General features: G+C 50.9%; 28 protein-coding genes and 1 pseudogene. 16 read left to right on the top strand and 13 right to left on the bottom strand.

The features are described 5' to 3' along the window. Window positions 1-41: 41 nt before the first annotated feature. Window positions 42-482 carry a transcriptional regulator SlyA gene (gene slyA, locus IMQ48_RS04895; RefSeq protein WP_196208110.1) on the bottom strand — a complete coding sequence of 147 codons (441 nt, stop codon included), beginning with the start codon at window positions 480-482 and terminating at the stop codon, window positions 42-44. A gap of 193 nt (window positions 483-675) precedes the next feature. Between slyA and IMQ48_RS04890 the strand changes: the two genes are divergently transcribed. From IMQ48_RS04890 to IMQ48_RS04880, 3 genes and pseudogenes are all read left to right on the top strand, one after another. Further along, window positions 676-912 (top strand): DUF1656 domain-containing protein, encoded by a 237-nt coding sequence (locus IMQ48_RS04890; protein WP_196208109.1) that lies wholly within the window; start codon window positions 676-678, stop codon window positions 910-912. A gap of 2 nt (window positions 913-914) precedes the next feature. Next, entirely contained in the window at window positions 915-1,778 is an 864-nt protein-coding gene (locus tag IMQ48_RS04885) for an HlyD family secretion protein (protein WP_196208108.1), read from the top strand. Continuing rightward, window positions 1,775-3,815: pseudogene (locus IMQ48_RS04880) on the top strand (FUSC family protein). Before IMQ48_RS04885 ends, IMQ48_RS04880 begins: the two are co-directional and overlap by 4 nt. On the opposite strand, the gene sodC reads toward IMQ48_RS04880, so the two are convergent. The 3 genes from sodC to IMQ48_RS04865 form a co-directional block, all read right to left on the bottom strand. Beyond that, window positions 3,791-4,312 (bottom strand): superoxide dismutase [Cu-Zn] SodC, encoded by a 522-nt coding sequence (gene sodC, locus IMQ48_RS04875; protein ID WP_196208106.1) that lies wholly within the window; start codon window positions 4,310-4,312, stop codon window positions 3,791-3,793. The pseudogene IMQ48_RS04880 and the gene sodC overlap by 25 nt on opposite strands. Window positions 4,313-4,392: 80 nt before the next feature. Further along, a complete protein-coding gene (locus IMQ48_RS04870) occupies window positions 4,393-5,289 on the bottom strand; it encodes an aldo/keto reductase family oxidoreductase (protein ID WP_196208105.1) in 897 nt (298 codons plus the stop codon). Window positions 5,290-5,338: 49 nt separating this feature from the next. Beyond that, the gene (locus IMQ48_RS04865) at window positions 5,339-5,578 is read right to left on the bottom strand and encodes a DUF1289 domain-containing protein (protein ID WP_196208104.1); all 240 of its coding nucleotides are present in this window, start codon (window positions 5,576-5,578) and stop codon (window positions 5,339-5,341) included. A 101-nt stretch (window positions 5,579-5,679) separates the two neighbouring features. Between IMQ48_RS04865 and IMQ48_RS04860 the strand changes: the two genes are divergently transcribed. The 4 genes from IMQ48_RS04860 to rnt all read left to right on the top strand — a co-directional run bounded on the left by IMQ48_RS04860 (window position 5,680) and on the right by rnt (window position 8,681). Continuing rightward, window positions 5,680-6,279, top strand: coding sequence for a TetR/AcrR family transcriptional regulator (locus IMQ48_RS04860; RefSeq protein WP_196208103.1), 600 nt, complete (start codon window positions 5,680-5,682; stop codon window positions 6,277-6,279). A gap of 57 nt (window positions 6,280-6,336) precedes the next feature. Then, entirely contained in the window at window positions 6,337-7,434 is a 1,098-nt protein-coding gene (locus IMQ48_RS04855) for an alkene reductase (protein ID WP_196208102.1), read from the top strand. 97 nt (window positions 7,435-7,531) lie between these two features. Further along, on the top strand, window positions 7,532-7,939 hold the full coding sequence (gene gloA / locus IMQ48_RS04850) for a lactoylglutathione lyase (RefSeq protein WP_096757156.1): 408 nt from the start codon (window positions 7,532-7,534) through the stop codon (window positions 7,937-7,939). Window positions 7,940-8,033: 94 nt separating this feature from the next. Further along, window positions 8,034-8,681, top strand: a complete 648-nt coding sequence (rnt, locus tag IMQ48_RS04845; protein WP_196208101.1) for a ribonuclease T — start codon at window positions 8,034-8,036, stop codon at window positions 8,679-8,681. A gap of 71 nt (window positions 8,682-8,752) precedes the next feature. Here the strand turns inward: rnt and grxD are convergent, their stop codons facing one another. Continuing rightward, the gene (gene grxD, locus IMQ48_RS04840) at window positions 8,753-9,100 is read right to left on the bottom strand and encodes a monothiol glutaredoxin 4 (protein WP_006809007.1); all 348 of its coding nucleotides are present in this window, start codon (window positions 9,098-9,100) and stop codon (window positions 8,753-8,755) included. Window positions 9,101-9,432: 332 nt separating this feature from the next. On the opposite strand from grxD, the gene IMQ48_RS04835 reads away from it, so the two are divergent. Beyond that, window positions 9,433-10,263, top strand: a complete 831-nt coding sequence (locus IMQ48_RS04835; RefSeq protein ID WP_196208100.1) for a C40 family peptidase — start codon at window positions 9,433-9,435, stop codon at window positions 10,261-10,263. 127 nt (window positions 10,264-10,390) lie between these two features. Next, window positions 10,391-10,972 (top strand): superoxide dismutase [Fe], encoded by a 582-nt coding sequence (gene sodB / locus IMQ48_RS04830; RefSeq protein WP_196208099.1) that lies wholly within the window; start codon window positions 10,391-10,393, stop codon window positions 10,970-10,972. A gap of 40 nt (window positions 10,973-11,012) precedes the next feature. On the opposite strand, the gene IMQ48_RS04825 is transcribed toward sodB, so the two are convergent. Both IMQ48_RS04825 and cydH read right to left on the bottom strand, forming a co-directional pair. Further along, window positions 11,013-12,182 (bottom strand): MFS transporter, encoded by a 1,170-nt coding sequence (locus IMQ48_RS04825; protein ID WP_196208098.1) that lies wholly within the window; start codon window positions 12,180-12,182, stop codon window positions 11,013-11,015. Window positions 12,183-12,361: 179 nt separating this feature from the next. Continuing rightward, entirely contained in the window at window positions 12,362-12,451 is a 90-nt protein-coding gene (gene cydH, locus IMQ48_RS04820) for a cytochrome bd-I accessory subunit CydH (protein WP_072036634.1), read from the bottom strand. A 297-nt stretch (window positions 12,452-12,748) separates the two neighbouring features. Between cydH and purR the strand changes: the two genes are divergently transcribed. Then, complete coding sequence (gene purR, locus IMQ48_RS04815; protein ID WP_196208097.1) at window positions 12,749-13,774, top strand: HTH-type transcriptional repressor PurR; 1,026 nt, start codon at window positions 12,749-12,751, stop codon at window positions 13,772-13,774. A gap of 17 nt (window positions 13,775-13,791) precedes the next feature. On the opposite strand, the gene punR is transcribed toward purR, so the two are convergent. Next, on the bottom strand, window positions 13,792-14,703 hold the full coding sequence (punR, locus tag IMQ48_RS04810) for a DNA-binding transcriptional activator PunR (protein ID WP_196208096.1): 912 nt from the start codon (window positions 14,701-14,703) through the stop codon (window positions 13,792-13,794). A gap of 112 nt (window positions 14,704-14,815) precedes the next feature. Here punR and punC point away from each other — a divergent pair, with 112 nt between their 5' ends. After that, window positions 14,816-16,024, top strand: coding sequence for a purine nucleoside transporter PunC (gene punC, locus IMQ48_RS04805; protein WP_196208198.1), 1,209 nt, complete (start codon window positions 14,816-14,818; stop codon window positions 16,022-16,024). Between the two features lie 282 nt (window positions 16,025-16,306). Further along, window positions 16,307-17,455, top strand: coding sequence for a cyclopropane fatty acyl phospholipid synthase (cfa, locus tag IMQ48_RS04800; RefSeq protein ID WP_196208095.1), 1,149 nt, complete (start codon window positions 16,307-16,309; stop codon window positions 17,453-17,455). Window positions 17,456-17,500: 45 nt separating this feature from the next. On the opposite strand, the gene IMQ48_RS04795 is transcribed toward cfa, so the two are convergent. Next, a complete protein-coding gene (locus IMQ48_RS04795) occupies window positions 17,501-18,142 on the bottom strand; it encodes a riboflavin synthase subunit alpha (RefSeq protein ID WP_196208094.1) in 642 nt (213 codons plus the stop codon). Between the two features lie 217 nt (window positions 18,143-18,359). Between IMQ48_RS04795 and mdtK the strand changes: the two genes are divergently transcribed. Then, window positions 18,360-19,733, top strand: a complete 1,374-nt coding sequence (mdtK, locus tag IMQ48_RS04790) for a multidrug efflux MATE transporter MdtK (protein WP_196208093.1) — start codon at window positions 18,360-18,362, stop codon at window positions 19,731-19,733. A gap of 45 nt (window positions 19,734-19,778) precedes the next feature. On the opposite strand, the gene IMQ48_RS04785 is transcribed toward mdtK, so the two are convergent. Next, window positions 19,779-20,477, bottom strand: a complete 699-nt coding sequence (locus tag IMQ48_RS04785) for an RluA family pseudouridine synthase (RefSeq protein WP_196208092.1) — start codon at window positions 20,475-20,477, stop codon at window positions 19,779-19,781. Window positions 20,478-20,620: 143 nt separating this feature from the next. On the opposite strand from IMQ48_RS04785, the gene IMQ48_RS04780 reads away from it, so the two are divergent. The 3 genes from IMQ48_RS04780 (at window position 20,621) to IMQ48_RS04770 (ending at window position 22,331) form a co-directional block, all read left to right on the top strand. Continuing rightward, window positions 20,621-20,929, top strand: coding sequence for a monooxygenase (locus IMQ48_RS04780; protein ID WP_196208091.1), 309 nt, complete (start codon window positions 20,621-20,623; stop codon window positions 20,927-20,929). A 184-nt stretch (window positions 20,930-21,113) separates the two neighbouring features. Then, window positions 21,114-21,644 (top strand): DUF523 domain-containing protein, encoded by a 531-nt coding sequence (locus tag IMQ48_RS04775; protein WP_196208090.1) that lies wholly within the window; start codon window positions 21,114-21,116, stop codon window positions 21,642-21,644. A gap of 447 nt (window positions 21,645-22,091) precedes the next feature. Continuing rightward, on the top strand, window positions 22,092-22,331 hold the full coding sequence (locus tag IMQ48_RS04770) for a DinI family protein (protein ID WP_196208089.1): 240 nt from the start codon (window positions 22,092-22,094) through the stop codon (window positions 22,329-22,331). 227 nt (window positions 22,332-22,558) lie between these two features. Here the strand turns inward: IMQ48_RS04770 and IMQ48_RS04765 are convergent, their stop codons facing one another. From IMQ48_RS04765 to IMQ48_RS23180, 3 genes are all read right to left on the bottom strand, one after another. Further along, window positions 22,559-22,798, bottom strand: a complete 240-nt coding sequence (locus tag IMQ48_RS04765; RefSeq protein ID WP_196208088.1) for a hypothetical protein — start codon at window positions 22,796-22,798, stop codon at window positions 22,559-22,561. An 82-nt stretch (window positions 22,799-22,880) separates the two neighbouring features. Further along, window positions 22,881-23,255 (bottom strand): hypothetical protein, encoded by a 375-nt coding sequence (locus tag IMQ48_RS04760; RefSeq protein ID WP_196208087.1) that lies wholly within the window; start codon window positions 23,253-23,255, stop codon window positions 22,881-22,883. A 332-nt stretch (window positions 23,256-23,587) separates the two neighbouring features. Continuing rightward, complete coding sequence (locus IMQ48_RS23180) at window positions 23,588-23,977, bottom strand: hypothetical protein (RefSeq protein ID WP_196208203.1); 390 nt, start codon at window positions 23,975-23,977, stop codon at window positions 23,588-23,590. Window positions 23,978-24,124 lie beyond the last annotated feature (147 nt).

The following is a 24,124-nucleotide window of genomic DNA, read 5'->3' as shown; positions in this document are numbered from 1 at the left end:
ATCTACGTGTGGTCAGGGTTGGCCACACGTAGGTTTTCGCATCAGCCCTGAGACTGCAGCTCAATAATATTGTGTTCCAGTCGGGCTACCAGTTTAATCAGCAGATTAATTTCTTCAGCTGAAATCCCTTCCAGAATCTCTCCGCGCGTTTTGTTGATTACCGCTTCCATATCAGCGATCAGCGGCTCAGCTTTCTCCGTCAGCTTAATTCTCTTTGCCCGACGATCGCTGGCGCAAGTCTGTCGTGAAATGAGTCCCTTTTCTTCCAGCTGGTCAAGCGTACGCACCAGTGAAGGCTGCTCAATACCAATCGCTTTAGCCAGCTGAATCTGCGATTGATCCGGCGGTAACTGATGAATGTTGTGCAACGTAACCCAATGCGTCTGCGTCAACTCCAAAGGCTTCAGGCGATGGTCAATCAGAGCACGCCAAATGCGCACCAACCGTGCCAGATCAGAACCTAGTGGCGATTCCAATTTCATCTCCTTATAATTAGCTTGCTAAGTTATTATCCTGATTTTAGAATAGTGTGCAGCATTTGCATTCCCAAAACAAATGTATTGCCAAATTTGCTTACCGGATGACATTTTTTCAAACATTATGTGTTAAAGAGACAGTTTGTCCCTTTTTTTGCTAAACCTAAAGCAATGCTCTCTTCCGCCAAGGATTTTGCCCGTGAAGTTTATGTTTAATGCAACAGGATTGCCCCTACAAGATTTAATGATCGGTGCATCTGTCTACTTCCCTCCACTTTTCAAAGCGTTTATCCCGGGGTTTATCCTCTGGCTGATTGTTCATCGCTTGCTGCGCGACTGGATGTACTCCGGTGAAATCTGGCATCCTTTGTTAATGGATTTGTCGCTCTTTGCGCTTTGCGTGTGCCTGGGCTTTGTTATGCTGATTGCGTGGTGATTATGTCGCTCAAAACCATTAAGTACTTCTCCACCATTATAGTCGCTGTTGTTGCCGTTCTCGCAGGTTGGTGGATGTGGAATTATTATATGCAGTCCCCATGGACGCGCGACGGTAAAATCCGCGCGGAACAGGTCAGCATCACACCGCAGGTTTCCGGTAGCATCACCCGTCTCAATATTAAAGATAATCAGTTTGTTAATGCTGGCGACGTGCTGTTTGTAATTGATAAGACGCCGTTTCACATTGCTGAACTGAATGCGCAGGCGCAGCTGGCGAAAGCGCAGTCCGATCTGGCAAAGGCCAATAACGAGGCTAATCGCCGCCGACATCTTTCACAAAATTATATCTCTGCCGAAGATCTGGACACGGCCAACCTCAACGTGAAAGCGATGCAGGCAAGCGTTGAGGCGGCCCAGGCCCAATTACGGCAAGCGCAATGGCAATTAACCCAAACGGATGTGAAAGCCCCGGTCGCAGGTTGGGTGACAAACCTTTCAACGCGACGCGGAGATTACGCAACTACCGGTAAGCCCCTGTTTGCCCTGGTCGACAGCCACTCATTTTATGTGATGGGATATTTTGAAGAAACCAAACTCCGCCATATTCGTGAGGGCTCACCGGCACTGATAACGTTGTACAGCGGCAACATAAAGTTACAGGGTCACGTTTCCAGCATTGGCCGTGCAATTTACGATCAAAGCGTTGAGAGCGATTCCGGCCTGATACCCGATATCAAACCGAACGTGCCGTGGGTACGACTGGCGCAACGGGTGCCTGTGCGTATCGAGTTTGACGTGCTGCCACACGATGTCACCCTGGTGTCTGGCACCACCTGCAGCGTGTCCATCGGTCAGCAAAAATGAAAAGGCTTCACCTGACGCCGGGCAATTTGCCATGGTTCAAAGCCACTGCCGCACAGTGGCGTTACGCATTACGTAATACCATCGCAATGTGTCTGGCGTTAACGTTTGCCTACTACCTGAATCTGGATGAACCCTACTGGGCGATGACTTCCGCTGCAGTAGTGAGTTTCCCCACCGTTGGCGGCGTCATCAGCAAAAGTCTGGGTCGCGTGGCAGGCAGCTTGTTGGGTGCCACGGCGGCGCTGATTATTGCCGGACACACCCTCAACGAACCATGGCTGTTTCTGCTCAGCATGTCAGTCTGGATTGGCTTATGCACCTGGGCCTGCGCGCACTTTACCAATAATGTGGCTTACGCCTTTCAACTGGCAGGCTACACCGCGGCCATCATTGCGTTTCCAATGGTCAATACCATTGAGATTACGCAACTGTGGGATATTGCCCAGGCGCGGGTGTGTGAAGTAATAGTCGGGATACTCTGCGGGGGAATGATGATGATGATCCTGCCCAGCACCTCCGATGGTTCCACGCTGCTGACGGCGCTGAAAAATATGCATGCACGTTTGCTGGAACATGCCAGCCTGCTCTGGCAACCTGAAACCACGGATGCGATCCGCTCTGCCCATGAAGGGGTGATCGGCCAGATTCTGACCATGAATCTGCTGCGTATTCAGGCATTCTGGAGCCACTACCGCTTTCGCCGTCAGAATGCCCTGCTCAATTCGCTGTTGCATCAGCAGCTTCGTCTGACCAGCGTGATCTCCAGTCTGCGCAGAATGCTGCTGAACTGGCCGAATCCTCCCGCACAGACCCGGGAAGTCATCGAACAACTGCTCAGTGCGCTGGTGAAATCCGATACCGACAGCTATACCGTGGCGCGCATTATTGCTCCCCTGCGTCCGCGGGACTCCCACGACTACCGACACGTCGCCTTCTGGCAACGGTTGCGTTATTTCTGCCGAATTTACCTGCAAAGCAGCCATTACCTGCATTTGCTGGAAAGTGGCGTGACCGCTGAGCGCATCAGCGTGAACCGCACGCCGGGTCTGGCTCGCCATACGGACAACGCGGAAGCCATCTGGAGCGGGTTACGTACCTTCATCACGTTGATGGTGATTGGCGCGTGGAGCATCGGCGCACAATGGGAGTCCGGCGCGGGTGCTCTGACGCTGGCTGCTATTAGCTGCGTGCTGTATTCCGCCGTTGCCACCCCGTTCAAATCACTCTCGCTGCTGATGCGCACGCTGGTACTGCTTTCATTGTTCAGTTTTGTGGTGAAATTTGGCCTGATGGTGCAAATCACAGACCTGTGGCAATTCATTCTGTTTCTCTTCCCACTGCTTGCCACCATGCAGCTATTAAAGCTGCAAATGCCTGCCCTGGCAGGGCTTTGGGGGCAGTTGATCGTCTTTATGGGATCGTTCATTGCCGTAACTAACCCGCCGGTGTATGACTTCGCCGATTTTCTGAATGACAATCTGGCGAAAATTACCGGCGTGGCGCTGTCATGGCTGGCCTTTGCAATACTGCGACCAGGCTCGGACGCCAGAAAGAGTCGGCGTCATATTCGCGCCCTGCGCCGGGATTTTGTCGATCAGCTCAGTCGGCATCCGTCGCACAGTGAAAATGAATTTGAGTCGTTAACCTATCATCACGTCAGCCAGCTCAGTAACAGCCAGGACGCGCTGGCGCGGCGTTGGTTATTACGCTGGGGCGTGGTGTTATTGAACTGCTCGCATGTGGTGTGGCAGCTGCGTGCCTGGGAAGCGCGTTCCGATCCATTGGCCCGTGTCAGGGATGTGTGCATTTCACTGCTACGCGACGTAATGAGCGAGCGTGGCGTCCAGCAACGTCCACTGAATGCCACGCTTAACGAGTTACTGCGCATCTGCGATACGCTTGCCCATCATCATCAACCTGCAGCACAAGAGCTGGCAGCACTTATCTGGCGTTTACACTGTTCGTTGTCTCAGCTTGAACAGGCTCCGCCACCAGGAACACTGACCCGCTGATTATTTGATGACCCCACAGGCGTAACGCGCCCCGCCACCGCCAAGTGGTTTTGGCTGATCGGACATGTTATCTCCGCCCACGTGTACCATCAGCGCCTTACCTTTGACCTCATCCAGTGATTTCAGGCGCGGGGCGATAACAGCCGTAGTAGCGTTACCTTCGGCGTTGACCACCAGCAACGGCAGGTCACCCATGTGCCCAGCCCCCTCAGGGCCTTCATGTTTACCGGTTTGATGCGGGTCAAGATGCCCCCCTGCCGATTCAGCAGCGGAGGCTTTGCCTTCTTTAATCGCAGGCTGACAACTGCCGTTGGCATGCACATGGAAACCATGTTCTCCCGGCGGCAGTGCTTTCAAATCCGGTGTAAACTCCAGCCCTTGCGAAGTTTCAGAAATGGTAACTGAACCAATAGACTGGCCCACCCCTTGCGAAGTCACCAGATTCATCTCAACTTTCTCACTGGCAGCCTGCGCGCCCGCGCAGGTCAGTAAGGTGATTATGGCTAAACTCAAACGCTTCATACGACCTCCGTCACTATGTGTCTGACTGATAAGTGTAAACCAGTGACGAATTTTTGAGCGACGGAACACTGAAAACGCGATTAAGGCACGTCGTAACCCAGCGCGGCTTTGCGGATACGGAACCATTGCTGGCGGGACATATTCAGCGATTCGGCCTCAATAGCAGCACGAACACGCTCAATTTTACCTGAGCCAATAATCGGCAACGGCTGCGACGGCAGACGGAGGATCCACGCGTACACCACCTGCTCGATAGACTGTGCATTCAACTCTTGCGCAATCACGGCAAGTTCATTGCGTAGCGGCTGGAAAGCATCATCATTGAACAGTCGTCCACCTCCCAGACAGGACCAGGCCATTGGCCGGATGCGCAGTTGTTGCAGCTGATCTAAGGTGCCATCCAGCAGCAGTGGCTGATGCACTGGTGAGATTTCGACCTGATTGGTTGCCAGAGTAAACGGCAGACGTGATTGCAGCAGTGAAAACTGCGCGGGCGTAAAGTTAGACACACCAAAGTGGCGCACTTTGCCGCTATGGTGCAATTTTTTAAACGCTTCTGCCACCTCGTCGGCATCCATCAGCGGATCGGGACGGTGGATCAGCAGCAGATCAATATGATCGGTCGCCAGCAGTTTCAGTGACTGCTCCGCACTGGCAATAATATGGCCGCTGTCGGTAATGTAGTGGCCCAGGGTATTTTCCGCACGCGCGGTGGTAGCAATACCGCATTTGGTTACGATCTGCATTTTTTCACGCAGATGCGGAGCCAACTTCATCGCCTCACCAAACGCCGCTTCGCACTGGTATCCACCATAAATATCAGCGTGATCGACGGTGGTGATACCCAGATCCAGATGTTCTTCAATAAAGCTGACGAGCTGGCGCGCAGACATATTCCAGTCCATCAACCGCCAGTACCCCATGACAAAGCGAGAGAATTCCGGACCTTGCGGCGCAATAGTAATACGCTGAACCATAGCAGCTTCCTTATAAATGAATGTGCATCGAGTATACGCAATTACGCTTTTAAAAGAGTGAGGGTTGTTGCGGTTCTTCCGGCTGGCTGGGTTTGTTTGCACGTAATTTACGCATCAGACGCTGGCGACAAAGACGCAGCACATCCTGCTTTTCGGCATCGCTCATTTTCTGCCAGTTAAAGCGCTCATCCCGGCTACGAAAACATCCACGACAAAAGCCGCGTTCATCGGACTGGCAGATCCCGCGGCACGGGCTCTGGACGGGGAAAAACTCCAGCTGTTCGGCCACATCCCCTCCTGACATAAGATAGTTATACCTATTGAAGACGCTAACTGAATTTCTGGCAAGCGCTATTGCATTAGACCGACTGGTCTATTACACTCCTTAGCATGAACAAAGCAACTGAACACGACACACGCGAACATCTTCTGGCAACCGGCGAGCAGCTTTGCATGCAGCGCGGTTTCACCGGTATGGGTTTAAGCGAATTGCTGAAAACTGCCGAGGTGCCCAAGGGATCGTTTTACCACTATTTTCGATCTAAAGAAGCGTTCGGTGTTTCTATGCTTGAGCGCCATTACGCGGCCTACCATCTGCGGCTGGCAACACATTTTGAGTCGGGTGCCGGCAACTACCGCGACAGAATTCTCGCCTACTATCAGGAAACCCTGAATCAGTTTAGCCAGCACGGCATTATTAGTGGCTGCTTAACCGTCAAGCTTTCCGCAGAAGTGTGCGATCTCTCAGAAGATATGCGTACAGCGATGGATACCGGCGCGCGGCACATTATTACCCTGTTGGCGCAGGCGCTGGAAAAAGGTCGCGACACACACTGTCTGTCGTTTACCGGCGAACCGTTGCAGCAAGCACAGGTGCTGTATGCCTTGTGGCTGGGGGCCAACCTGCAGGCCAAGATGTCTCGCAGCGCCACCCCGCTGGAAAATGCGCTGGCACACGTTAAAAGCATTATTGCAACGCCTGCCGTTTAACAGGCGTTTTATTTACCCAAACACTAGACGACCGGTCTATTCATACCTGGAGTTAATATGTCATCTGAAAAATTGTTTTCACCGCTGAAAGTGGGTGCCATCACGGCGGCCAACCGCGTTTTTATGGCCCCATTGACACGCCTGCGTAGCATCGAACCTGGCGACATCCCGACTCCGCTGATGGCCGAGTATTATCGCCAACGCGCCAGCGCGGGCCTGATCATCAGCGAGGCAACGCAGATTTCAGCTCAGGCAAAAGGTTACGCCGGTGCGCCGGGATTACACAGCGCAGCACAAATTGAAGCATGGAAAAAAATCACTGCCGCCGTCCATGCAGAGCAAGGTCATATCGCCGTACAACTGTGGCATACCGGTCGTATTTCTCACGTCAGCCTGCAGCCGAACGGACAGCCGCCGGTTGCCCCTTCCGCTCTCAGTGCTGGCACCCGTACCTCGCTGCGCGATGAAAACGGCCTGGCAACGCGTGCCGATACCTCTATGCCGCGCGCCCTGGAAACAGAAGAAATTCCAGGCATCGTTAATGATTTCCGTCAGGCGATCGCTAACGCACGCGAAGCTGGCTTTGACATGGTTGAATTGCACTCTGCCCATGGCTATTTGCTGCACCAGTTCCTGTCGCCGACTTCTAACCAGCGTACCGATCAGTACGGCGGCAGTGTCGAAAATCGCGCACGTCTGGCGCTGGAAGTTGTTGATGCCGGAATCAAAGAATGGGGCGCAGACCGAATTGGTATTCGCGTATCCCCTATCGGCTCTTTCCAGAACGTTGATAACGGCCCGAATGAAGAAGCTGACGCGTTGTACCTCATTGAACAGCTTGGCAAACGCGGTATTGCTTATCTGCATATGTCCGAACCGGACTGGGCCGGCGGTGAGCCGTACAGCGATACGTTCCGCGAGAAAGTTCGCGCACGTTTCCACGGTCCGATTATTGGTGCCGGCGCCTACACGCCAGAAAAAGCAGAAGCACTGATTGAGAAAGGGTTGATCGACGCCGTCGCCTTTGGCCGCGCCTATATTGCCAACCCGGATCTGGTCGCACGTTTGCAGCACAAAGCAGAACTAAACCCGCAGCGTGCGGAGAGTTTCTACGGCGGCGGCGCAGAGGGTTACACTGATTATCCAACCCTGTAATTGCGCAATCTCCGTTCTGGCATTGATAGCGGCGCAACAACGCCGCTATACTAAAACAACATATTGAATGTACTAGCCATTTTTGAAGGGGAAAAAGATGCGTTTACTTCATACCATGCTGCGCGTAGGTGATCTGCAGCGTTCCATCGAGTTTTACACTAACGTGTTGGGCATGAAGCTGCTGCGTACCAGTGAAAACCCTGAATACAAGTATTCTCTGGCCTTTGTCGGTTACGGTCCAGAGACTGACGAAGCTGTTATTGAGCTGACCTGGAACTGGGGCGTCGACAAATACGACCTTGGCACCGCGTACGGCCACATTGCCCTGAGCGTAGACAACGCCGCTGAAGCCTGCGAACGCATTCGTCAGAACGGCGGTAACGTCACGCGTGAAGCGGGTCCGGTCAAAGGTGGAACGACGGTTATCGCATTTGTAGAAGATCCGGACGGTTACAAAATCGAACTGATCGAAGAGAAAGACGCAGGCCGCGGCCTGGGTGACTAATCTCCCCTCGGGCGCAGATCGTCTGTGCCCGTAGTTTTATACTCATCATTTTGTCATAATACGCGCTGCAATTTTCCCGTATTAAGAGACCCAGATGTCCGATAACGCTCAACTTTCCGGTCTGTGTGACCGTTTTCGTGGTTTTTATCCTGTCGTCATTGATGTTGAAACGGCAGGATTTAACGCCAAAACCGATGCGCTGCTCGAGATTGCAGCCATCACACTGAAAATGGATGAACAAGGCTGGCTGATGCCGGACATGACGTTGCATTTCCACGTCGAACCGTTTGAAGGGGCGAATCTGCAGCCGGAAGCACTCGCGTTTAATGGTATCGACCCAAATAATCCGCTGCGCGGCGCGGTCAGCGAATACGACGCCCTGCATGCTATCTTCAAAATGGTGCGTAAAGGCATCAAAGACAGCGGCTGCAATCGGGCGATTATGGTTGCGCATAACGCCACCTTCGACCATAGCTTCATGATGGCGGCGGCAGAACGCGCCTCACTGAAGCGCAATCCGTTTCACCCGTTTGTAACCTTTGACACCGCTGCACTTAGTGGCCTGTCTCTGGGACAAACTGTACTGTCCAAAGCGTGTCTGGCAGCAGGAATGGAATTTGACGGCAATCAGGCGCACTCTGCCCTGTATGACACCGAACGGACGGCGGTGCTGTTTTGCGAAATCGTGAACCGCTGGAAGCGTCTTGGCGGTTGGCCTTTGCCAATGCCTGAAGAGGCGTAACACGTCACGACTGAGGATGGATTACAGACATAAAAAAAGCGACCGGTTGGTCGCTTTTTCGTTTCTGCTGATTACTCAGCGTCCGGCTCTTCGGATTTGTACTTCGCCGCTGTTTCTTTAATAAGTTGCTGCAACTCACCACGCTGGTACATTTCGATTAAAATGTCGCAGCCGCCAACCAGTTCACCATCAACCCACAGCTGCGGGAAGGTTGGCCAGTTTGCGTATTTCGGTAACTCGGCGCGAATATCCGGGTTTTGCAGAATATCAACATAAGCAAAGCGTTCACCACAGGCAGACAGCGCCTGCACAGCCTGAGCGGAAAAACCGCAGCTTGGCAGTTTTGGAGAACCTTTCATGTACAGGAGAATCGGGTTTTCAGCGATCTGGCGCTGGATTTTTTCGATAGTGGTGCTCATTATCTTGCTTCCTTAACTTCTTTTACGGCAGTAGTCTGACATTGTAACGGGTCTGACTGGCAACGGAAAATAACATTTTCATTACGGTTATTATTTTATCGCCAGTTGCTAAAAGTTGCATTCATAATCTTACTTATCCCTTTAACGGCCAGGGATTTGATTATCTCGTCGCCAGATTCCGCTTTAATTGCTGTTTTTTTTTGCGGTCGGTTACGAAACGGAGTTTTAAACAAAAAAAGCTATTAACTTTCCCTGTTTCTATAGATTAGAATCATCAAGTTTTGAAAATCACACGCAGGCATGATAGACCTGCCCTAACAGAGGACTGCTCAGTGGCGCGGATAAACCGGATTTCGATCACGCTCTGTGCTTTGCTTTTTACCACACTCCCTTTTACGTCAGTGGCCCATGCTTCCAAGCAGACCAGGGCGACCCCTACTGTTTCCCATACCATCAAAACGGTAGATAAAAAGAAAAGCGCGACAGCCAGTAAAAAAGTGACACAAACCACCAAGAAAACGGCTAAAAAGACCTCCAGCAAAACCAGCACTAAAACCGTATCCTCTTCTAAGAAACGCACTGCGACGCCCGCCAAATCGACTAAAACAGCCAACCGTCGCGGTAAAACAACTACAGCACAAACCGCAGCAGTCACCTGGACTGAAAAGTGCACACCGCGTAAAGGCCACAAGCCGCGCTGTGTAAAAGTGAAGACTACAGCCCCCACCGCGATTGCCGATGTGCATAAAGTTAAAGTACAGAAAGCGACCAAAACCGCCATGTCTACCCTGATGAACCAGATTGGTAAACCCTATCGCTGGGGTGGCTCTTCACCAAGAACCGGTTTTGATTGCAGCGGTCTGGTCTATTACGCCTATAAAGATCTGGTGAAATTCCGCATTCCGCGTACCGCCAATGAAATGTACCACCTGCGCGACGCAGCACCGATCGACCGTGATGAACTGAAAAATGGCGATCTGGTCTTCTTCCGTACCCAGGGCCGCGGCACCGCCGATCACGTTGGCGTCTATGTTGGCAACGGAAAATTTATTCAGTCACCGCGTAGCGGTCAGGAAATCCAAATCACCTCCCTGAGCGAAGATTACTGGCAGCGCCACTATGTGGGCGCTCGCCGCGTGATGACGCCAAAAACAATTCGCTAAAAACTTACCCTACAGCATGTGCTGTGGGGTAAGTTCTTCTTTTGCATAACCTTTCAATTTGCTACCCTATCCTTACTCACAATGAGGCTATTGTGTGTACTCAATATAAATAATAAGGAGAGAAGCAATGTCGTTCGAATTACCTGCATTACCGTATGCCAAAGATGCTCTGGCACCGCACATTTCTGCTGAAACGCTGGAATACCACTATGGCAAACATCACCAGACTTACGTTACTAACCTGAATAACCTGATCAAAGGTACGGCGTTTGAAGGCAAATCACTGGAAGAGATCGTGCGTAGCTCTGAAGGCGGTGTGTTTAACAACGCGGCCCAGGTCTGGAACCACACCTTCTACTGGAACTGCCTGGCACCCAACGCGGGCGGCGAACCGACCGGTGAACTGGCTGAAGCCATTGCCGCATCCTTTGGCAGCGTCGCTGATTTCAAAGCACAATTCACCGATGCAGCAATCAAGAACTTCGGTGCTGGCTGGACCTGGCTGGTAAAAGGTACCGATGGCAAACTGGCTATCGTTTCCACGTCAAATGCCGGTACGCCACTGACCACAGATGCGACACCGTTGATGACTGTTGATGTGTGGGAACACGCCTACTACATCGACTATCGCAACGCGCGTCCTGGCTACCTGGAACATTTCTGGGCGCTGGTGAACTGGGAGTTCGTTGCGAAAAACTTCGCAGCATAAAAATGATAACGCAGAAGGGACCCCCTTCTGCGTTTTAGCGTTAGTTCGTGACGCTACAGGCTTCTTCAGGCTGTTTTCTCGCGGAGACAAAGACCAGTAGCAACGCAAGCCCAGCCACAATTGCCCCCATCACCGGGACAAAACTGTAACCTAAACCACCCGATATCACTGCTCCACCAGCCGCCGCACCCAGCGCATTCCCCAGATTAAACGCACCAATGTTAACCGAGGATGATAAACCCGGCGCGTCGCTGGCAACGCGCATCACACGCATCTGTAACGGTGGAACTACCGCAAAGGTTGCCGCGCCCCAGACTACCATGCTAATTGCTGCACCCAGTTCGCTACGCGCCAGTAGCGGGATCGCCAGCATAATTATCATCAGTAGTAGTAAGAAGCCCTTCAGCGTGCCATTGACTGAGCGGTCCGCCAGCTTGCCGCCCAGATAGTTACCGATTGAGAACCCGACACCAATCAGCACCAGCATTCCGGTGACAAAGGCAGGCGTGGCATGGGTGATGCTGTGCAGCACCGGTGAAATATAGGTATAGAGCGTAAACATCGCACCGGCTCCCAGCACGGTAGTCAGCAACGCTGACACCACCTGCGGGCGCATGAGCACCGCCAGCTCTTTGCGCACGTCCGGGCGCTCTCCTGCCCCGCCTTTCGGCAACGAGAAGAACAGGCTGACCATCGAGATAACACCCAGACCCGCCGTTGCCATAAATGACATGCGCCAGCCGATGGTTTCACCCAGCCAGGTCGCCGCAGGAACGCCGCCAATATTGGCGATGGTAAGTCCCATAAACATGGTAGCGACAGCGCTGGCCTGTTTGTGCTTTGGCACCACGCTTGCCGCCACAACCGAGCCGAGACCAAAAAAGGCCCCATGGTTAAGACTGGTAAGAATACGCGACAGCATCAGAGTGGTGTAATCCGGAGATAACGCAGACAGCACGTTGCCGAGCGTAAAAATCGCCATCAGAAAAATAAGCGCATTGCGACGCGCACGATGAGAAAGCAGTAAGGTCATAAGTGGTGCGCCAACCATCACTCCCACCGCATAGGCACTAATTAACATCCCTGCCGCAGGAATCGAGACATCCACGCCTTTGGCTATGACGGGTAATAACCCCATCGGCGAAAATTCGGTCGTGCCGATACCAAACGCCCCTATCGCCAGCGCCAGTAATGGATAATTTATTTTCATACAGCGACTCCGTAACGTCGAGCCGTGGCGCGACACAAAATAAGAGTCAAAAGCATGACATTGATCGCAAAATTAATAAAGTTAACAAAAATGCAAAAGACTTTTGCTTATTTGCAAACAATCGAGGCGACAAGACAGACGGGCGAGACGAGGGAGATGACTCTCCCTCAGAGGATAAATCAATGCAGCGCGGCGGTTAAACCACTGGCGACAATCAGACCCAGAACAATAATGGTGGTGACTAACGAAAATTTCAGATCGGTGCTCATCAAGTTTTCTCCTTTTTATTCCCACACAAAAAGTGATATTGCGCATTTTTGCACACTTGAACGCAAAAATCTCTCACGATTTATATTGATAAATGCTTTTAACTCTTCCCCTTTTCGTTAAGATCAGACAAAATTCCACGCTTACTTAATTAGCGTACCGGCCATTGACCCCTTCCTGACGTTCCGTGTCGTTTTCCTGGCGTGCCGCAACCCTGATGTTGCGCGAAGGGTGTGTAAAGGCAAACGTTTACCTGGAGTATTCTCAGGAGCTTAGGATATGGTCTGGAGTGAGATGTAATGGCAACAATTAAAGATGTAGCGAAGCGAGCAAACGTTTCCACTACAACCGTATCACACGTAATTAACAAAACGCGCTTTGTCGCGGAAGAAACGCGTAATGCTGTCTGGGCTGCGATCAAAGAGCTGCACTATTCTCCAAGCGCGGTGGCGCGCAGCCTGAAGGTGAATCACACCAAATCAATCGGCTTGCTGGCGACCAGCAGCGAAGCCGCCTACTTTGCTGAAATTATCGAAGCCGTTGAGAAGAACTGTTTCCAGAAGGGCTATACGCTGATTCTGGGCAACGCGTGGAACAGCCTGGAAAAACAGCAGGCTTATCTTTCCATGATGGCACAGAAGCGCGTGGATGGTCTGCTGGTGATGTGTTCCGAATACCCGGAACCCCTGCTTTCCATGCTCGAAGAGTATCGCCATATTCCTATGGTAGTGATGGATTGGGGCGAGGCCAAAGCCGACTTTACCGATACTGTCATCGATAACGCCTTCGAAGGCGGTTATATGGCAGGTCGTTATCTGGTCGAACGCGGTCATCGCGAGATTGGCGTGATCCCAGGACCGATGGAGCGCAACACCGGCGCCGGACGTCTGGCCGGTTTTATGAAGGCAATGGAAGAAGCGCTGATTAAAGTGCCTGAGAACTGGATTGTACAAGGTGATTTTGAGCCTGAATCCGGGTATCGCGCCATGCAGCAGATCCTCTCCCAGTCACATCGTCCAACCGCGGTCTTCTGTGGTGGTGATATCATGGCGATGGGCGCGCTATGCGCCGCTGACGAAATGGGATTACGTGTTCCGCAAGATGTATCGCTGATTGGTTACGACAACGTACGTAACGCCCGCTTCTTCACCCCGGCATTAACCACCATTCACCAGCCGAAAGATTCTCTCGGTGAAACGGCCTTTAACATGCTGTTAGACCGTATAGTGAATAAGCGTGAAGTGTCGCAGTCAATTGAGGTGCATCCTCGCCTGGTAGAACGTCGCTCCGTTGCCGACGGCCCGTTCCGCGACTACCGTCGTTAATCTGTTGGGCGGGAGCCTTATTCTGGCTCCCGCAGCCATTCCTTATTCAGCGTTTCGCTGTCCCCTAAGTAATCCAGCAACCAGCCCAGCGCAGGCGACGTATCATTCTGCTGCCAGGTAAGGCAACAGGCTGCATCAGGGAAAGGATTTTCGAGCTGTAACGCAACCCATTTGCCGCTGTCGATCCACGGTTTGGAAAAATGCGTCGGCACCATCCCCACACATAGTCCCGCAGATAAACAGGTCGCGGATGATTCCCAGTCAGGTACCACCACTCGCTTTTGGTTATCCAGCAGCCAGGTGATTCGTTTCGGTAACGTACGGGAAGTATCTTCACGTACCAAAGACGGCCAGTTGCGCAACGTATCGTCACTGAGCGGCCCCGGCATCGACGCCAGTGGATGATGACTCGCCACTACACAGTTCCAGCTTAACATCCCCATATCGCGAAACGTGTAGCGCCCCCCCACCGGGATAGCCTGCGTCGCACCAATCGCCAGTTCCACGCGCCCGTCCGAAAGTGCATCCCAGACGCCGTTAAACACTTCCTGAAAAACAATTAATTCCACATCATCAAAATGACGGTAGAAATCCACAATCATCTGCCGGGTGCGTTCAGGTCTGACAATATTATCGACCGCAATCGCCAGTTGCCCACGCCAGCCGTTGGCAATTTGCTGACATTGTTGGCGAGTGATCTGCATTTTTTTGATAACAGACCGCCCTTCTTTTAAAAACCATGCCCCGGCGGGAGTTAATTCCACATCCCGGTGGCGACGTTCAAAAAGAGGCACAGCCAGCCACTCCTCAAGTTGACGCACGGTATAGCTCACCGCCGAGGGCACACGGTGCAACTCCTGGGCGGCAGAGCTGAAGCTGCCGTTTCGCGCAACCGCATCAACCACCTCAAGGGAATATTCCGACCACATAGTCTGCCTACAAAAAATTTGAAATCAGTAAGCAAATATTAGTGTTTCACAGCAAGAATTACACTCACTACACTCAGCGGCACTGTTCTAATGCTTAAAAAGAGAAATAATGATGCAACCTGGAAAAGGGTTTTTAGTCTGGCTGGCTGGTCTTAGCGTGCTCGGTTTTCTGGCAACGGATATGTATTTGCCAGCATTTGCGGCTATTCAATCCGATTTACAAACCCCTGCATCAGCCGTCAGCGCCAGCCTTAGTCTGTTTTTAGCGGGTTTTGCCGTCGCGCAACTTCTGTGGGGGCCACTCTCCGACCATTATGGTCGTAAGCCCATTTTGCTGCTGGGCCTCTCCATCTTCGCGCTGGGCAGTCTAGGTATGTTATGGGTTGAAAACGCCACCGGTTTGCTGGTACTGCGCTTTATTCAGGCTGTGGGCGTCTGTGCGGCATCGGTCATCTGGCAGGCGCTGGTTGCTGATTATTATCCCTCACACAAAGTTAACCGCATCTTTGCCACCATTATGCCGCTGGTCGGGTTATCCCCTGCACTCGCGCCGTTGTTAGGTAGTTGGATCCTGATGCATTTTTCCTGGCAGGCTATCTTTGCCACCCTGTTTGCCATCACCCTTATCCTGATGCTGCCAGCCCTGCGGTTAAAACCCACGGCAAAAGCGCGCGACGATAGCCAGGATAAGCTAACCTTTGCCACCCTATTGCGTTCCAGAACCTACCGCGGCAACGTGCTGATTTATGCCGCCTGTTCCGCGAGCTTTTTCGCGTGGCTGACCGGCTCGCCGTTTATCCTGAGTGAGATGGGCTATAGCCCGGCCGTCATTGGCCTGAGCTATGTGCCGCAAACTATCGCCTTTTTGATAGGCGGATATGGCTGTCGTGCCGCCCTGCAAAAATGGGAGGGTCGCCAATTGCTACCATGGCTGCTCATCCTGTATGCCGTGAGTGTCATCGCCACCTGGGCAACCGGTTTTATTCACCATGTTGCGCTGGCCGAAATTTTGATCCCATTCTGCGTGATGGCGATAGCGAACGGTGCTATCTACCCGATTGTCGTCGCTCAGGCTTTACGTCCCTTCCCACAGGCAACGGGACGCGCAGCCGCACTGCAGAACACGCTGCAACTCGGTCTCTGCTTCCTGGCAAGCCTGGTGGTGTCGTGGCTAATCAGCACGCCGCTGTTCACCACCACCGGCGTCATGCTGTCAACGGTGTTACTGGCAGCGCTGGGTTACAAGATGCAGTCACAGAAAGAAAGCGACACTCTGGCAGATAATGTGTCTGCGATTACGCACGGTGAATCACATTCATAACGCCTTAATGATTAATTAGCGTGCTAACAGTTTTCTGTTGAATCACCTAAAATTGAGGCCTATACTGATTCTCAGTTGTTAAAAAAACGATAATTTTAATGTGTGAACGGGAACGAAATGTTCCCGTTTATCACTGATGTCATTTTTGGCTGGGTTTCTCCCTTCCTCTGTTCTACGTCGGAAAAATAGATTCACGGGATAATTCCGTGAGATTTCTCTCAAACCCAAAACTGCGTCTACGCTGTTTTAAGGTTCTGATCGCCGACCAGTGATGGAGAAGCTATGAGTTCATCGTGTATAGAAGACGTCAACGTACCGGACAATGACTGGTACCGAATCACCAATGAGTTATTGAGTCGCGCAGGCATTACCATTAATGGCTCTGCACCGGCAGATATTCGTGTTAAGAACCCTGATTTTTTCAAGCGCATCCTGCAGGAAGGGTCGATGGGTTTAGGTGAAAGTTATATGGATGGCTGGTGGGAATGCGATCGGCTGGACATGTTTTTTACCCAGGTTTTACGCGCCGACCTTGAAAGCCAACTCCCCCGCCATTTTAAAGATACGCTGCGTATCACCACCGCACGCCTGTTCAATTTACAGAATAAAAAACGCGCGTGGGTTGTCGGAAAAGAACACTACGATTTAGGTAACGATCTCTTCACCCGCATGCTTGACCCCTATATGCAATATTCCTGCGCCTACTGGAAGGACGCCACAACCCTGGAGTCGGCCCAACAGGCGAAGCTCAACATGATTGCCGAAAAATTACAGCTCAAACCGGGGATGCGTGTACTCGACATTGGCTGTGGCTGGGGAGGCTTGTCCCAGTTTATGGCCTCACAGTACGGTGTTAGCGTGGTGGGCGTGACCATTTCTGCGGAGCAGCAGAAACTGGCGCAAGCGCGCTGTGAAGGGCTGGACGTCACTATTTTGCTCCAGGATTACCGTGACCTGAACGATCGGTTTGATCGGATCGTCTCCGTCGGTATGTTCGAGCACGTGGGACCGAAAAACTACAACACCTATTTTGATGTTGTCGATCGCAATTTAAAGCAGGACGGTCTGTTTTTACTTCACAGTATCGGTTCCAAAAAAACCGATGTTAGCGTTGACCCGTGGATCAATAAGTATATTTTCCCGAATGGCTGCTTGCCGTCCGTACGCCAGATTGCAAAAGCCAGTGAAGCACATTTTGTGATGGAAGACTGGCACAACTTTGGTGCCGATTACGACACCACGCTGATGGCCTGGTATGAGCGTTTCATGGCAACCTGGCCTGAAATTGCTGATAACTACACCGAGCGTTTTAAGCGCATGTTCAGCTACTACCTGAATGCCTGCGCTGGTGCGTTTCGCGCTCGTGATATTCAACTCTGGCAGGTGGTTTTCTCGCGCGGTGTAGAACACGGCCTGCGCGTTCCTCGTTAGTCATTCTCGCCCCCGCCTTCAACGGGGGCTTGTAAACACCTCGACTTAGACTTCGCCGGTGACGTTGCTGATTGCACTCTCTCTTGCCGCCAGCACGCGCTCAACGGTATCGACAACCGCCTGCGTTTGCGGGTCGATTTCGATATTAACCCGGGCTCCCAGCTTTTTCTTGCCAAGCGTAGTCCGTTCCAGCGTTTCCGGGATCAAATGCACACAAAAGCGCGTCGGCGTTACTTCACCAACCGTCAGACTAATACCATCAATACCGATAAACCCTTTGTACAGGATGTATTTCATCAATGATGCATCCTGAACTTTAAACCAGATCTGGCGGTTATTTTCAGAAGTCAGAATTTTTGACACCTCAGCGGTGGTCATAATATGACCCGACATTAAGTGCCCGCCGATCTCATCGCTGAATTTTGCCGCACGTTCTACGTTAACCTGGTCTCCCACCTTGAGATCGCCCAGATTGGTGATACGCAGCGTCTCTTTCATCAGGTCAAAGCTAATGTGAGTGCCGTTAATATCGGTCACCGTCAGACAACAACCATTGTGTGCCACCGATGCGCCCGTCTCCAGCCCATCCAGCATGTATTCAGGTAATTCCACTACATGCGTGCGAAAATTTGGTTTCTCATCAATAGACACCAGTTTCGCGGTGCCCTGCACAATACCCGTAAACATACCTCTAACTCCTGAACGTAATTAAGACATCTCTGCTGTGCACAATAGCAGGTGAAAATTGCGGTTGCCAGCAATGCACCGCCCCCACCTGTTTTTTCACTGGAGAATTACGTATTCCTCGCTACAATAGACTGCAACTTCCCCTGCATTTTCTTCTTGCTGCCCTCTAAGGCGGCTTTTTTAGTCTCTCAAATAACAACAATATAATGGTGTAAACGTGCAAAAGTATGTAATCGAAGCGCGTCAGTTATTAGCTCTGGCAATTCCGGTGATTCTTGCGCAGATCGCCCAAACCGCAATGGGGTTCGTCGATACCGTCATGGCGGGAGGATACAGTGCAACGGACATGGCAGCCGTCGCTATCGGAACCTCCATCTGGCTCCCGGCCATCTTATTTGGTCATGGGCTCCTGCTGGCGCTAACGCCGGTTATTGCGCAACTTAATGGTTCTGGTCGCCGCGATCGCATTGCTCATCAAATACGCCAGGGGTTCTGGCTGGCGGGCAGCGTATCCGTACTGATCATGGTAGTGCTGTGGAACGCGGGATACATTATCCGCGCCATGCACAACATCGACCCGGCACTGGCCGATAAAGCCGTCGGTTACCTGCGCACGCTGTTGTGGGGCGCGCCTGGCTATTTATTCTTCCAGGTTGCCCGTAACCAATGTGAAGGTCTGGCCAAAACCAAACCGGCGATGGTGATGGGGTTTCTCGGCCTGTTAGTGAATATTCCGGTTAACTACATTTTCATCTATGGGCATTTTGGTATGCCGGAACTCGGCGGCGTAGGCTGCGGCGTCGCCACCGCTGCGGTCTACTGGGTGATGTTTATCGCCATGCTTTCCTACGTCAAACATGCGCGTTCAATGCGTGACATTCGCAACGTACGCGGTTTCCAGAAGCCAGATACCGCGGTAATGAAGCGTTTGATCCAGCTAGGCTTACCCATTGCGTTGGCGTTATTCTTTGAAGTAACGCTGTTTGCTGTGGTGGCATTGCTGGTCTCCCCATTGGGGATCGTTGACGTGGCAGGACACCAAATCGCGCTGAACTTTAGCTCGCTCATGTTCGTTCTGCCGATGTCGCTGGCAGCCGCCGTGACAATTCGTGTCGGTTATCGTCTGGGCCAGGGGTCAACGCTTGACGCACAAACCGCAGCAAGAACCGGGCTAGGCGTCGGGGTTTGCATGGCGGTGATGACTGCGGTCTTCACCGTGACATTGCGTGAGCACATCGCCCTGCTCTATAACAATAACCCTGAAGTTGTGACGCTGGCTGCCCAGCTCATGTTGTTGGCTGCCGTGTATCAAATTTCGGACTCGATTCAGGTTATTGGCAGTGGGATCCTGCGTGGTTATAAAGATACGCGTTCTATTTTCTTTATCACCCTGACGGCATACTGGGTGCTGGGTTTGCCGAGCGGATACGTTCTCGCACTGACCGACCTGGTGGTCGATCGAATGGGGCCCGCAGGCTTCTGGATGGGCTTTATTATCGGCCTGACTTCTGCTGCCGTACTGATGATGCTGCGCATGCGCTATCTGCAACGCCAGCCGTCCGCGATTATTTTACAACGCGCGGCACGATAACTCTCCGCAATAGCCGCCATCCGGCGGCTATTCTCAACACCTTGTTCAGAACGGGCTGGAATTTTGAGCGTGGACCCACTCTCCGCTGACAGGATGCTTAAAATGTAGCTCGCTGGCGTGCAGCATCAATCGCGGAGTTAACTCAGTACCCGGCAACAGACGACCGCCATAAAGATCGCAACCCCAGATAGAATGACCCAACAGCTGGCAGTGAATACGTAATTGATGGGTGCGACCTGTTTCAGGGAAAAGCTGTACTCGCGTTAACGGCAGTACCGCCCCATCTTCCAGCAGGTGATTCACGCGCTCGACAACCCGATAACGGGAGCGCGCGGGCTTACCCTTGACCGCGCATATCGACATCAGCGGGAACAGCGCCGGATCTTTAGCAATAGCGGCATCTATCACTCCTTCATCATTATCCAGGTGCCCGCATAGCAAAGCGCTATACACCTTGGTGACGGCGCGTTGGCTGAATTGCTGACACAACGCGGCATTGATTGCCTTGTTGCGGGCAATGACCATTAACCCGGAGGTGCCAAAATCAAGTCGATGTACCAGCGTACAACCGGGGTAAACCTGTACCAGCCGGTGATGCACCGAATCAAAGTTTTGCGGATTTTTTCCCGACAAACTCAGCAGTCCGCCAGGCTTATTGATGAGGAGTAGATGGTCGTCCTGATAGAGGATCTCTATCTCGTCATGGCACGGTGGAGCAATAAAGCTATCAAAAAGAGTAGACATCAGTCTGCCAGAATAAAATGCGGGGACAGATCATAACGAATTTTCAGTCGACTGGCGAATTAGCGAGATTTTATGGTTTATTGTGCGATAAATTAAAAATAAGATACAAGCTTACCCGCATCAGCGTTCTCCATGGAGGAGTTATGTCGAATACACTATTGCAGCTGCACTTTGATTTTCAGGGCCCGTTTGGCGAAGACATGTCACGCCAGCTTGTCGACCTGGCAGAGTCCATTAACCAGGAGCCTGGCTTTATCTGGAAAATCTGGACAGAAAACGAAGCAACCCAGGAAGCTGGTGGCATCTACCTGTTCCAGGACGAAGAAACCGCGCTGGCGTATGTCAAAAAGCATACCGCACGTTTGAAACCACTGGGTGTGGAAAACGTGCATTTCAAAATTTTTAATGTCAACGAACCGTTAACGCGCATTAATCACGGTATGGCTGAGTAACATTGTTGCTTAAAACTGGCGTGGTCGGTCTAAAATACAGAGCGGCTTTTAGCCCTGTAAAGGACGGTCACGTACCAGAAGCGGAAGTAACTTCTGTCATTATGTGTTGCTTATGGCGAGCAGATTAATGCATCAGCCGAAGTGTTGTAATCAGAATGCCCTAATACATTAATTTCAAGAGACGATGGTCAATAAAATACTCGTAAGCGCTTGCCTGATGGGCTTTAAAGTCCGCTATAACGGAAGTGAGAAAGCAGAGGTCATTGCTCAGCTTGCTCGCTGGCAGCAAGAACAACGGTTGGTCATCCATTGCCCCGAACTGGCTGCCGGGCTACCTGTACCACGTCCACCTGCAGAGATTATTTCTGCTTGCGGCAAAGATGTTATGCATGGGCAGGCCAGTATATTAGAGAACACGGGACGGGATGTTACTGAACAATATCGACTTGCAGCCTGGCTGTCATTGCGTATGGCGCAGGAATCTGGTTGTACAGCTGCGTTGTTAACTGACGGCAGTCCAACATGTGGTGTTCAGTTTATCTATAACGGCTCTTTTAACGGCCAGCGTAAATCAGGTATGGGAGTTGCGGCAGCGCTACTCTCTGAGCATGGTATAAAAGTTTTTTCAGATACGCAGCTCGGAGAGCTTATTGCCTGGATTAAAGAAAAAGATCATGAGTCAGCTTCCGCTTCCCGCTCACAGGCGATCAGTTGATCTTGCGTTCTACCTGCTCTGTGCCTGAGTAAACAGACAACGTTCATGATATGTAAGGCACGCTGTGCCCGACGATTTATCTCAACGTATATTATTAGTTGTCCACTTATATATTAACGTAAAAGTGCTTTAAGAATATAACTCTGGATGTAGGCGGCCCGACTTTAAATAGCACAACCGCATCCTGATATAATTGAGTAGCGCACATTTATTTAGCAAGATAAATAAAAAAATCCAAATATCAAGTGGTATAAATTTATTTATCTATATGACTCCGGTTTAATTTTCATCACACTCTGATGCTTTCCGTATGCGGGTGCGACAGGCAGAACATCCTGATGCGATTTTGACTCTGCTTCACTCATAGCGTCTATCCGACACCCTTGACAGAAATAATAATTATGGTAAAAATACTGTATATTAAAACAGTAGTCATGGAGAGCTTTTATGTTCGTCGAACTGGTTTACGATAAACGAAACGTTGAGGGCCTGGCTGGTGCCAGAGATATCATCCTGGCCGAATTGACCAAACGAGTACACCGGATCTTCCCGGACGCAGAGGTTAACGTTAAGCCGATGCAGGCGAACGGCTTGAACAGCGATGCCAGCAAAAGCGATCGGGAAAAGCTGAATCGCATGTTGGAAGAGATGTTTGAAGAAGCCGATATGTGGCTCGTTTCAGATTAAGCAGCTGAAAGGCCGCAGTGAACCCTCAGTCAGAGTGTCAGAGAGCGCAAGCCTAAATCCTTTCATGCCGCCCAAAAATGCCAAAACCAATCCGTAGCTATTATTCTAATTTTGTGACTTACCGATAGTGAAATGTTGATAAAGGGAGACGTAGCGCCTCCCTTAAATTATTGAACACAAAGAGTCAACGTGCTAACACGAAAGCCCTGTCAGTTGAGCAATGTTTGTTATTCAAACCAGCAACGCTTGCCATTATCCGCCTGAGAGGCATCAGGGATTTCATCACAAGGTGGTAAGGTAATTCCATCATGGGTCACATAATAGTTATGATTTCCCGCATCTGTATTGTAGTCCTTATGATGTTGGCGACCTGGCTCCTGATAATCATCATTTTCAGGAGGTACAATACAGCCATAGAGGGAACCACAAACCGCAGAAACCATCAGAATTTTAAAAATAGTTTTCATTACTCAACTCTATAAAAATTAAGTGTTATTATGTAACCAACTAAACAGACTACCACCCACATTATAAAAGTAGGATTATTCATTATTTTAAAATTACGCCCATTACCTGATCATTAGACTGTTTGACGTCTAAAATCATGCGTACACCTTCTGTTGAGACAAACTCTAAAGGCGCGTTATTATCCTGTTTCCAGCCATTGGCGACCAGCAGGGGAACAACATCACTCAGTTTTTTACCAGCTACAGCCTGATCTATAGTGCGTTCAGCGGGGACTAAATCTACATGTTTACGTTTCATATTTTCGCGTTTGCTTTTATGAATATCACATGTGCCGTTACTATCAGTAACTTGTGTGCACCCTGATTTCTCAAGCTGGCTACGGTATGAGGCACTAATAGCATTAGCATTACCAACCACAGACAAACAAAGCAACACCATAACTAATTTTACTTTCATTACATTTACCCTTTTTGTATATCTTTAATAGTTTTATTTACAGCGTTCTCAATCATACCGCTACGTATTCCCAGCTTTAAAAAGCTATTTTTTACTCATAGCGATAAACTTCATACTCCTGAGCCACATTCTCCATATACCAAAATAATTCGAGTTGCATAAAGACAGAAAGTTAGTGATAAATTAGTCAGGAACGAGTTAACTCACTCCCCCCTGTTGTATTAATATGAGCGGAAAAATCATCCGAATTAATGGTTTACACACCACCTCAGTGTTCCTGCGTAATCACCTACACCATAATGGATTGCCACAATTTCGGCGGGAAGTCTTTATTATTTGATGACCTGAGCGTTGGCCACAAATCCTTTTTTGTTTTCAATGACGCGCATTAGGTGAGCGCCTTTTTTCCAGTCACCGTCTGCCTGCTGACGCCAACCACGCTCTATCAGATATTCTTCTGCGGCGATCCCTTTGAGGTTGATAATATTCTCAGCTTCTCTAACGTACTGCGGCACGTTGGATTCCTTTACCGGATTAGGCGTTTGCTTCACGGCATTTTTGGCGTTCTCTGCCTTTGTTTTGTGGATGTCACACCACTTGCCGGCGTTCATCTCGTTGCAGCCGGACCGCTCCAATTGGGCGCGGTACTGTGCGCTAATGGCGTGCGCTGGTGCGGTGGTAATTGCGGCTAAGGTCAGGGCCGCGATGAGTGCTTTTTTCATTCTTGGGTTTCCAGATCGTTAAATCCGTTGTACCGCGTCCATGGGCGGTTGTGATATTGCATGTCTTGAAATATGACCGTCTGGTAAATTCAAGTCAACGGCTGAAAACACCTTACAACTTGTTTTATAAATGTTAAAAGTAGCACT

Source organism: Citrobacter sp. Res13-Sevr-PEB04-36, assembly GCF_015672735.1.
Classification (GTDB): domain Bacteria; phylum Pseudomonadota; class Gammaproteobacteria; order Enterobacterales; family Enterobacteriaceae; genus Citrobacter.
The sequence above is the reverse complement of the archived record's forward strand: the minus strand, read 5'-3'. Positions and strand labels throughout refer to the sequence as shown.

Coding starts and splice junctions, on each gene's coding strand:
- IMQ48_RS04825 (WP_196208098.1), bottom strand. CDS start 12,182: ATGAAAATAAATTATCCATTACTGGCGCTGGCGATAGGGGCGTTTGGT.
- grxD (WP_006809007.1), bottom strand. CDS start 9,100: ATGAGCACCACTATCGAAAAAATCCAGCGCCAGATCGCTGAAAACCCG.
- cydH (WP_072036634.1), bottom strand. CDS start 12,451: ATGAGCACCGATCTGAAATTTTCGTTAGTCACCACCATTATTGTTCTG.
- IMQ48_RS04765 (WP_196208088.1), bottom strand. CDS start 22,798: ATGAAAACTATTTTTAAAATTCTGATGGTTTCTGCGGTTTGTGGTTCC.
- IMQ48_RS04760 (WP_196208087.1), bottom strand. CDS start 23,255: ATGAAAGTAAAATTAGTTATGGTGTTGCTTTGTTTGTCTGTGGTTGGT.
- slyA (WP_196208110.1), bottom strand. CDS start 482: ATGAAATTGGAATCGCCACTAGGTTCTGATCTGGCACGGTTGGTGCGC.
- punC (WP_196208198.1), top strand. CDS start 14,816: ATGCAACCTGGAAAAGGGTTTTTAGTCTGGCTGGCTGGTCTTAGCGTG.
- punR (WP_196208096.1), bottom strand. CDS start 14,703: ATGTGGTCGGAATATTCCCTTGAGGTGGTTGATGCGGTTGCGCGAAAC.
- rnt (WP_196208101.1), top strand. CDS start 8,034: ATGTCCGATAACGCTCAACTTTCCGGTCTGTGTGACCGTTTTCGTGGT.
- cfa (WP_196208095.1), top strand. CDS start 16,307: ATGAGTTCATCGTGTATAGAAGACGTCAACGTACCGGACAATGACTGG.
- IMQ48_RS04860 (WP_196208103.1), top strand. CDS start 5,680: ATGAACAAAGCAACTGAACACGACACACGCGAACATCTTCTGGCAACC.
- IMQ48_RS04785 (WP_196208092.1), bottom strand. CDS start 20,477: ATGTCTACTCTTTTTGATAGCTTTATTGCTCCACCGTGCCATGACGAG.
- IMQ48_RS04795 (WP_196208094.1), bottom strand. CDS start 18,142: ATGTTTACGGGTATTGTGCAGGGCACCGCGAAACTGGTGTCTATTGAT.
- sodC (WP_196208106.1), bottom strand. CDS start 4,312: ATGAAGCGTTTGAGTTTAGCCATAATCACCTTACTGACCTGCGCGGGC.
- IMQ48_RS04775 (WP_196208090.1), top strand. CDS start 21,114: ATGGTCAATAAAATACTCGTAAGCGCTTGCCTGATGGGCTTTAAAGTC.
- IMQ48_RS04855 (WP_196208102.1), top strand. CDS start 6,337: ATGTCATCTGAAAAATTGTTTTCACCGCTGAAAGTGGGTGCCATCACG.
- IMQ48_RS04770 (WP_196208089.1), top strand. CDS start 22,092: ATGTTCGTCGAACTGGTTTACGATAAACGAAACGTTGAGGGCCTGGCT.
- IMQ48_RS23180 (WP_196208203.1), bottom strand. CDS start 23,977: ATGAAAAAAGCACTCATCGCGGCCCTGACCTTAGCCGCAATTACCACC.
- gloA (WP_096757156.1), top strand. CDS start 7,532: ATGCGTTTACTTCATACCATGCTGCGCGTAGGTGATCTGCAGCGTTCC.
- sodB (WP_196208099.1), top strand. CDS start 10,391: ATGTCGTTCGAATTACCTGCATTACCGTATGCCAAAGATGCTCTGGCA.
- IMQ48_RS04885 (WP_196208108.1), top strand. CDS start 915: ATGTCGCTCAAAACCATTAAGTACTTCTCCACCATTATAGTCGCTGTT.
- IMQ48_RS04780 (WP_196208091.1), top strand. CDS start 20,621: ATGTCGAATACACTATTGCAGCTGCACTTTGATTTTCAGGGCCCGTTT.
- IMQ48_RS04870 (WP_196208105.1), bottom strand. CDS start 5,289: ATGGTTCAGCGTATTACTATTGCGCCGCAAGGTCCGGAATTCTCTCGC.
- purR (WP_196208097.1), top strand. CDS start 12,749: ATGGCAACAATTAAAGATGTAGCGAAGCGAGCAAACGTTTCCACTACA.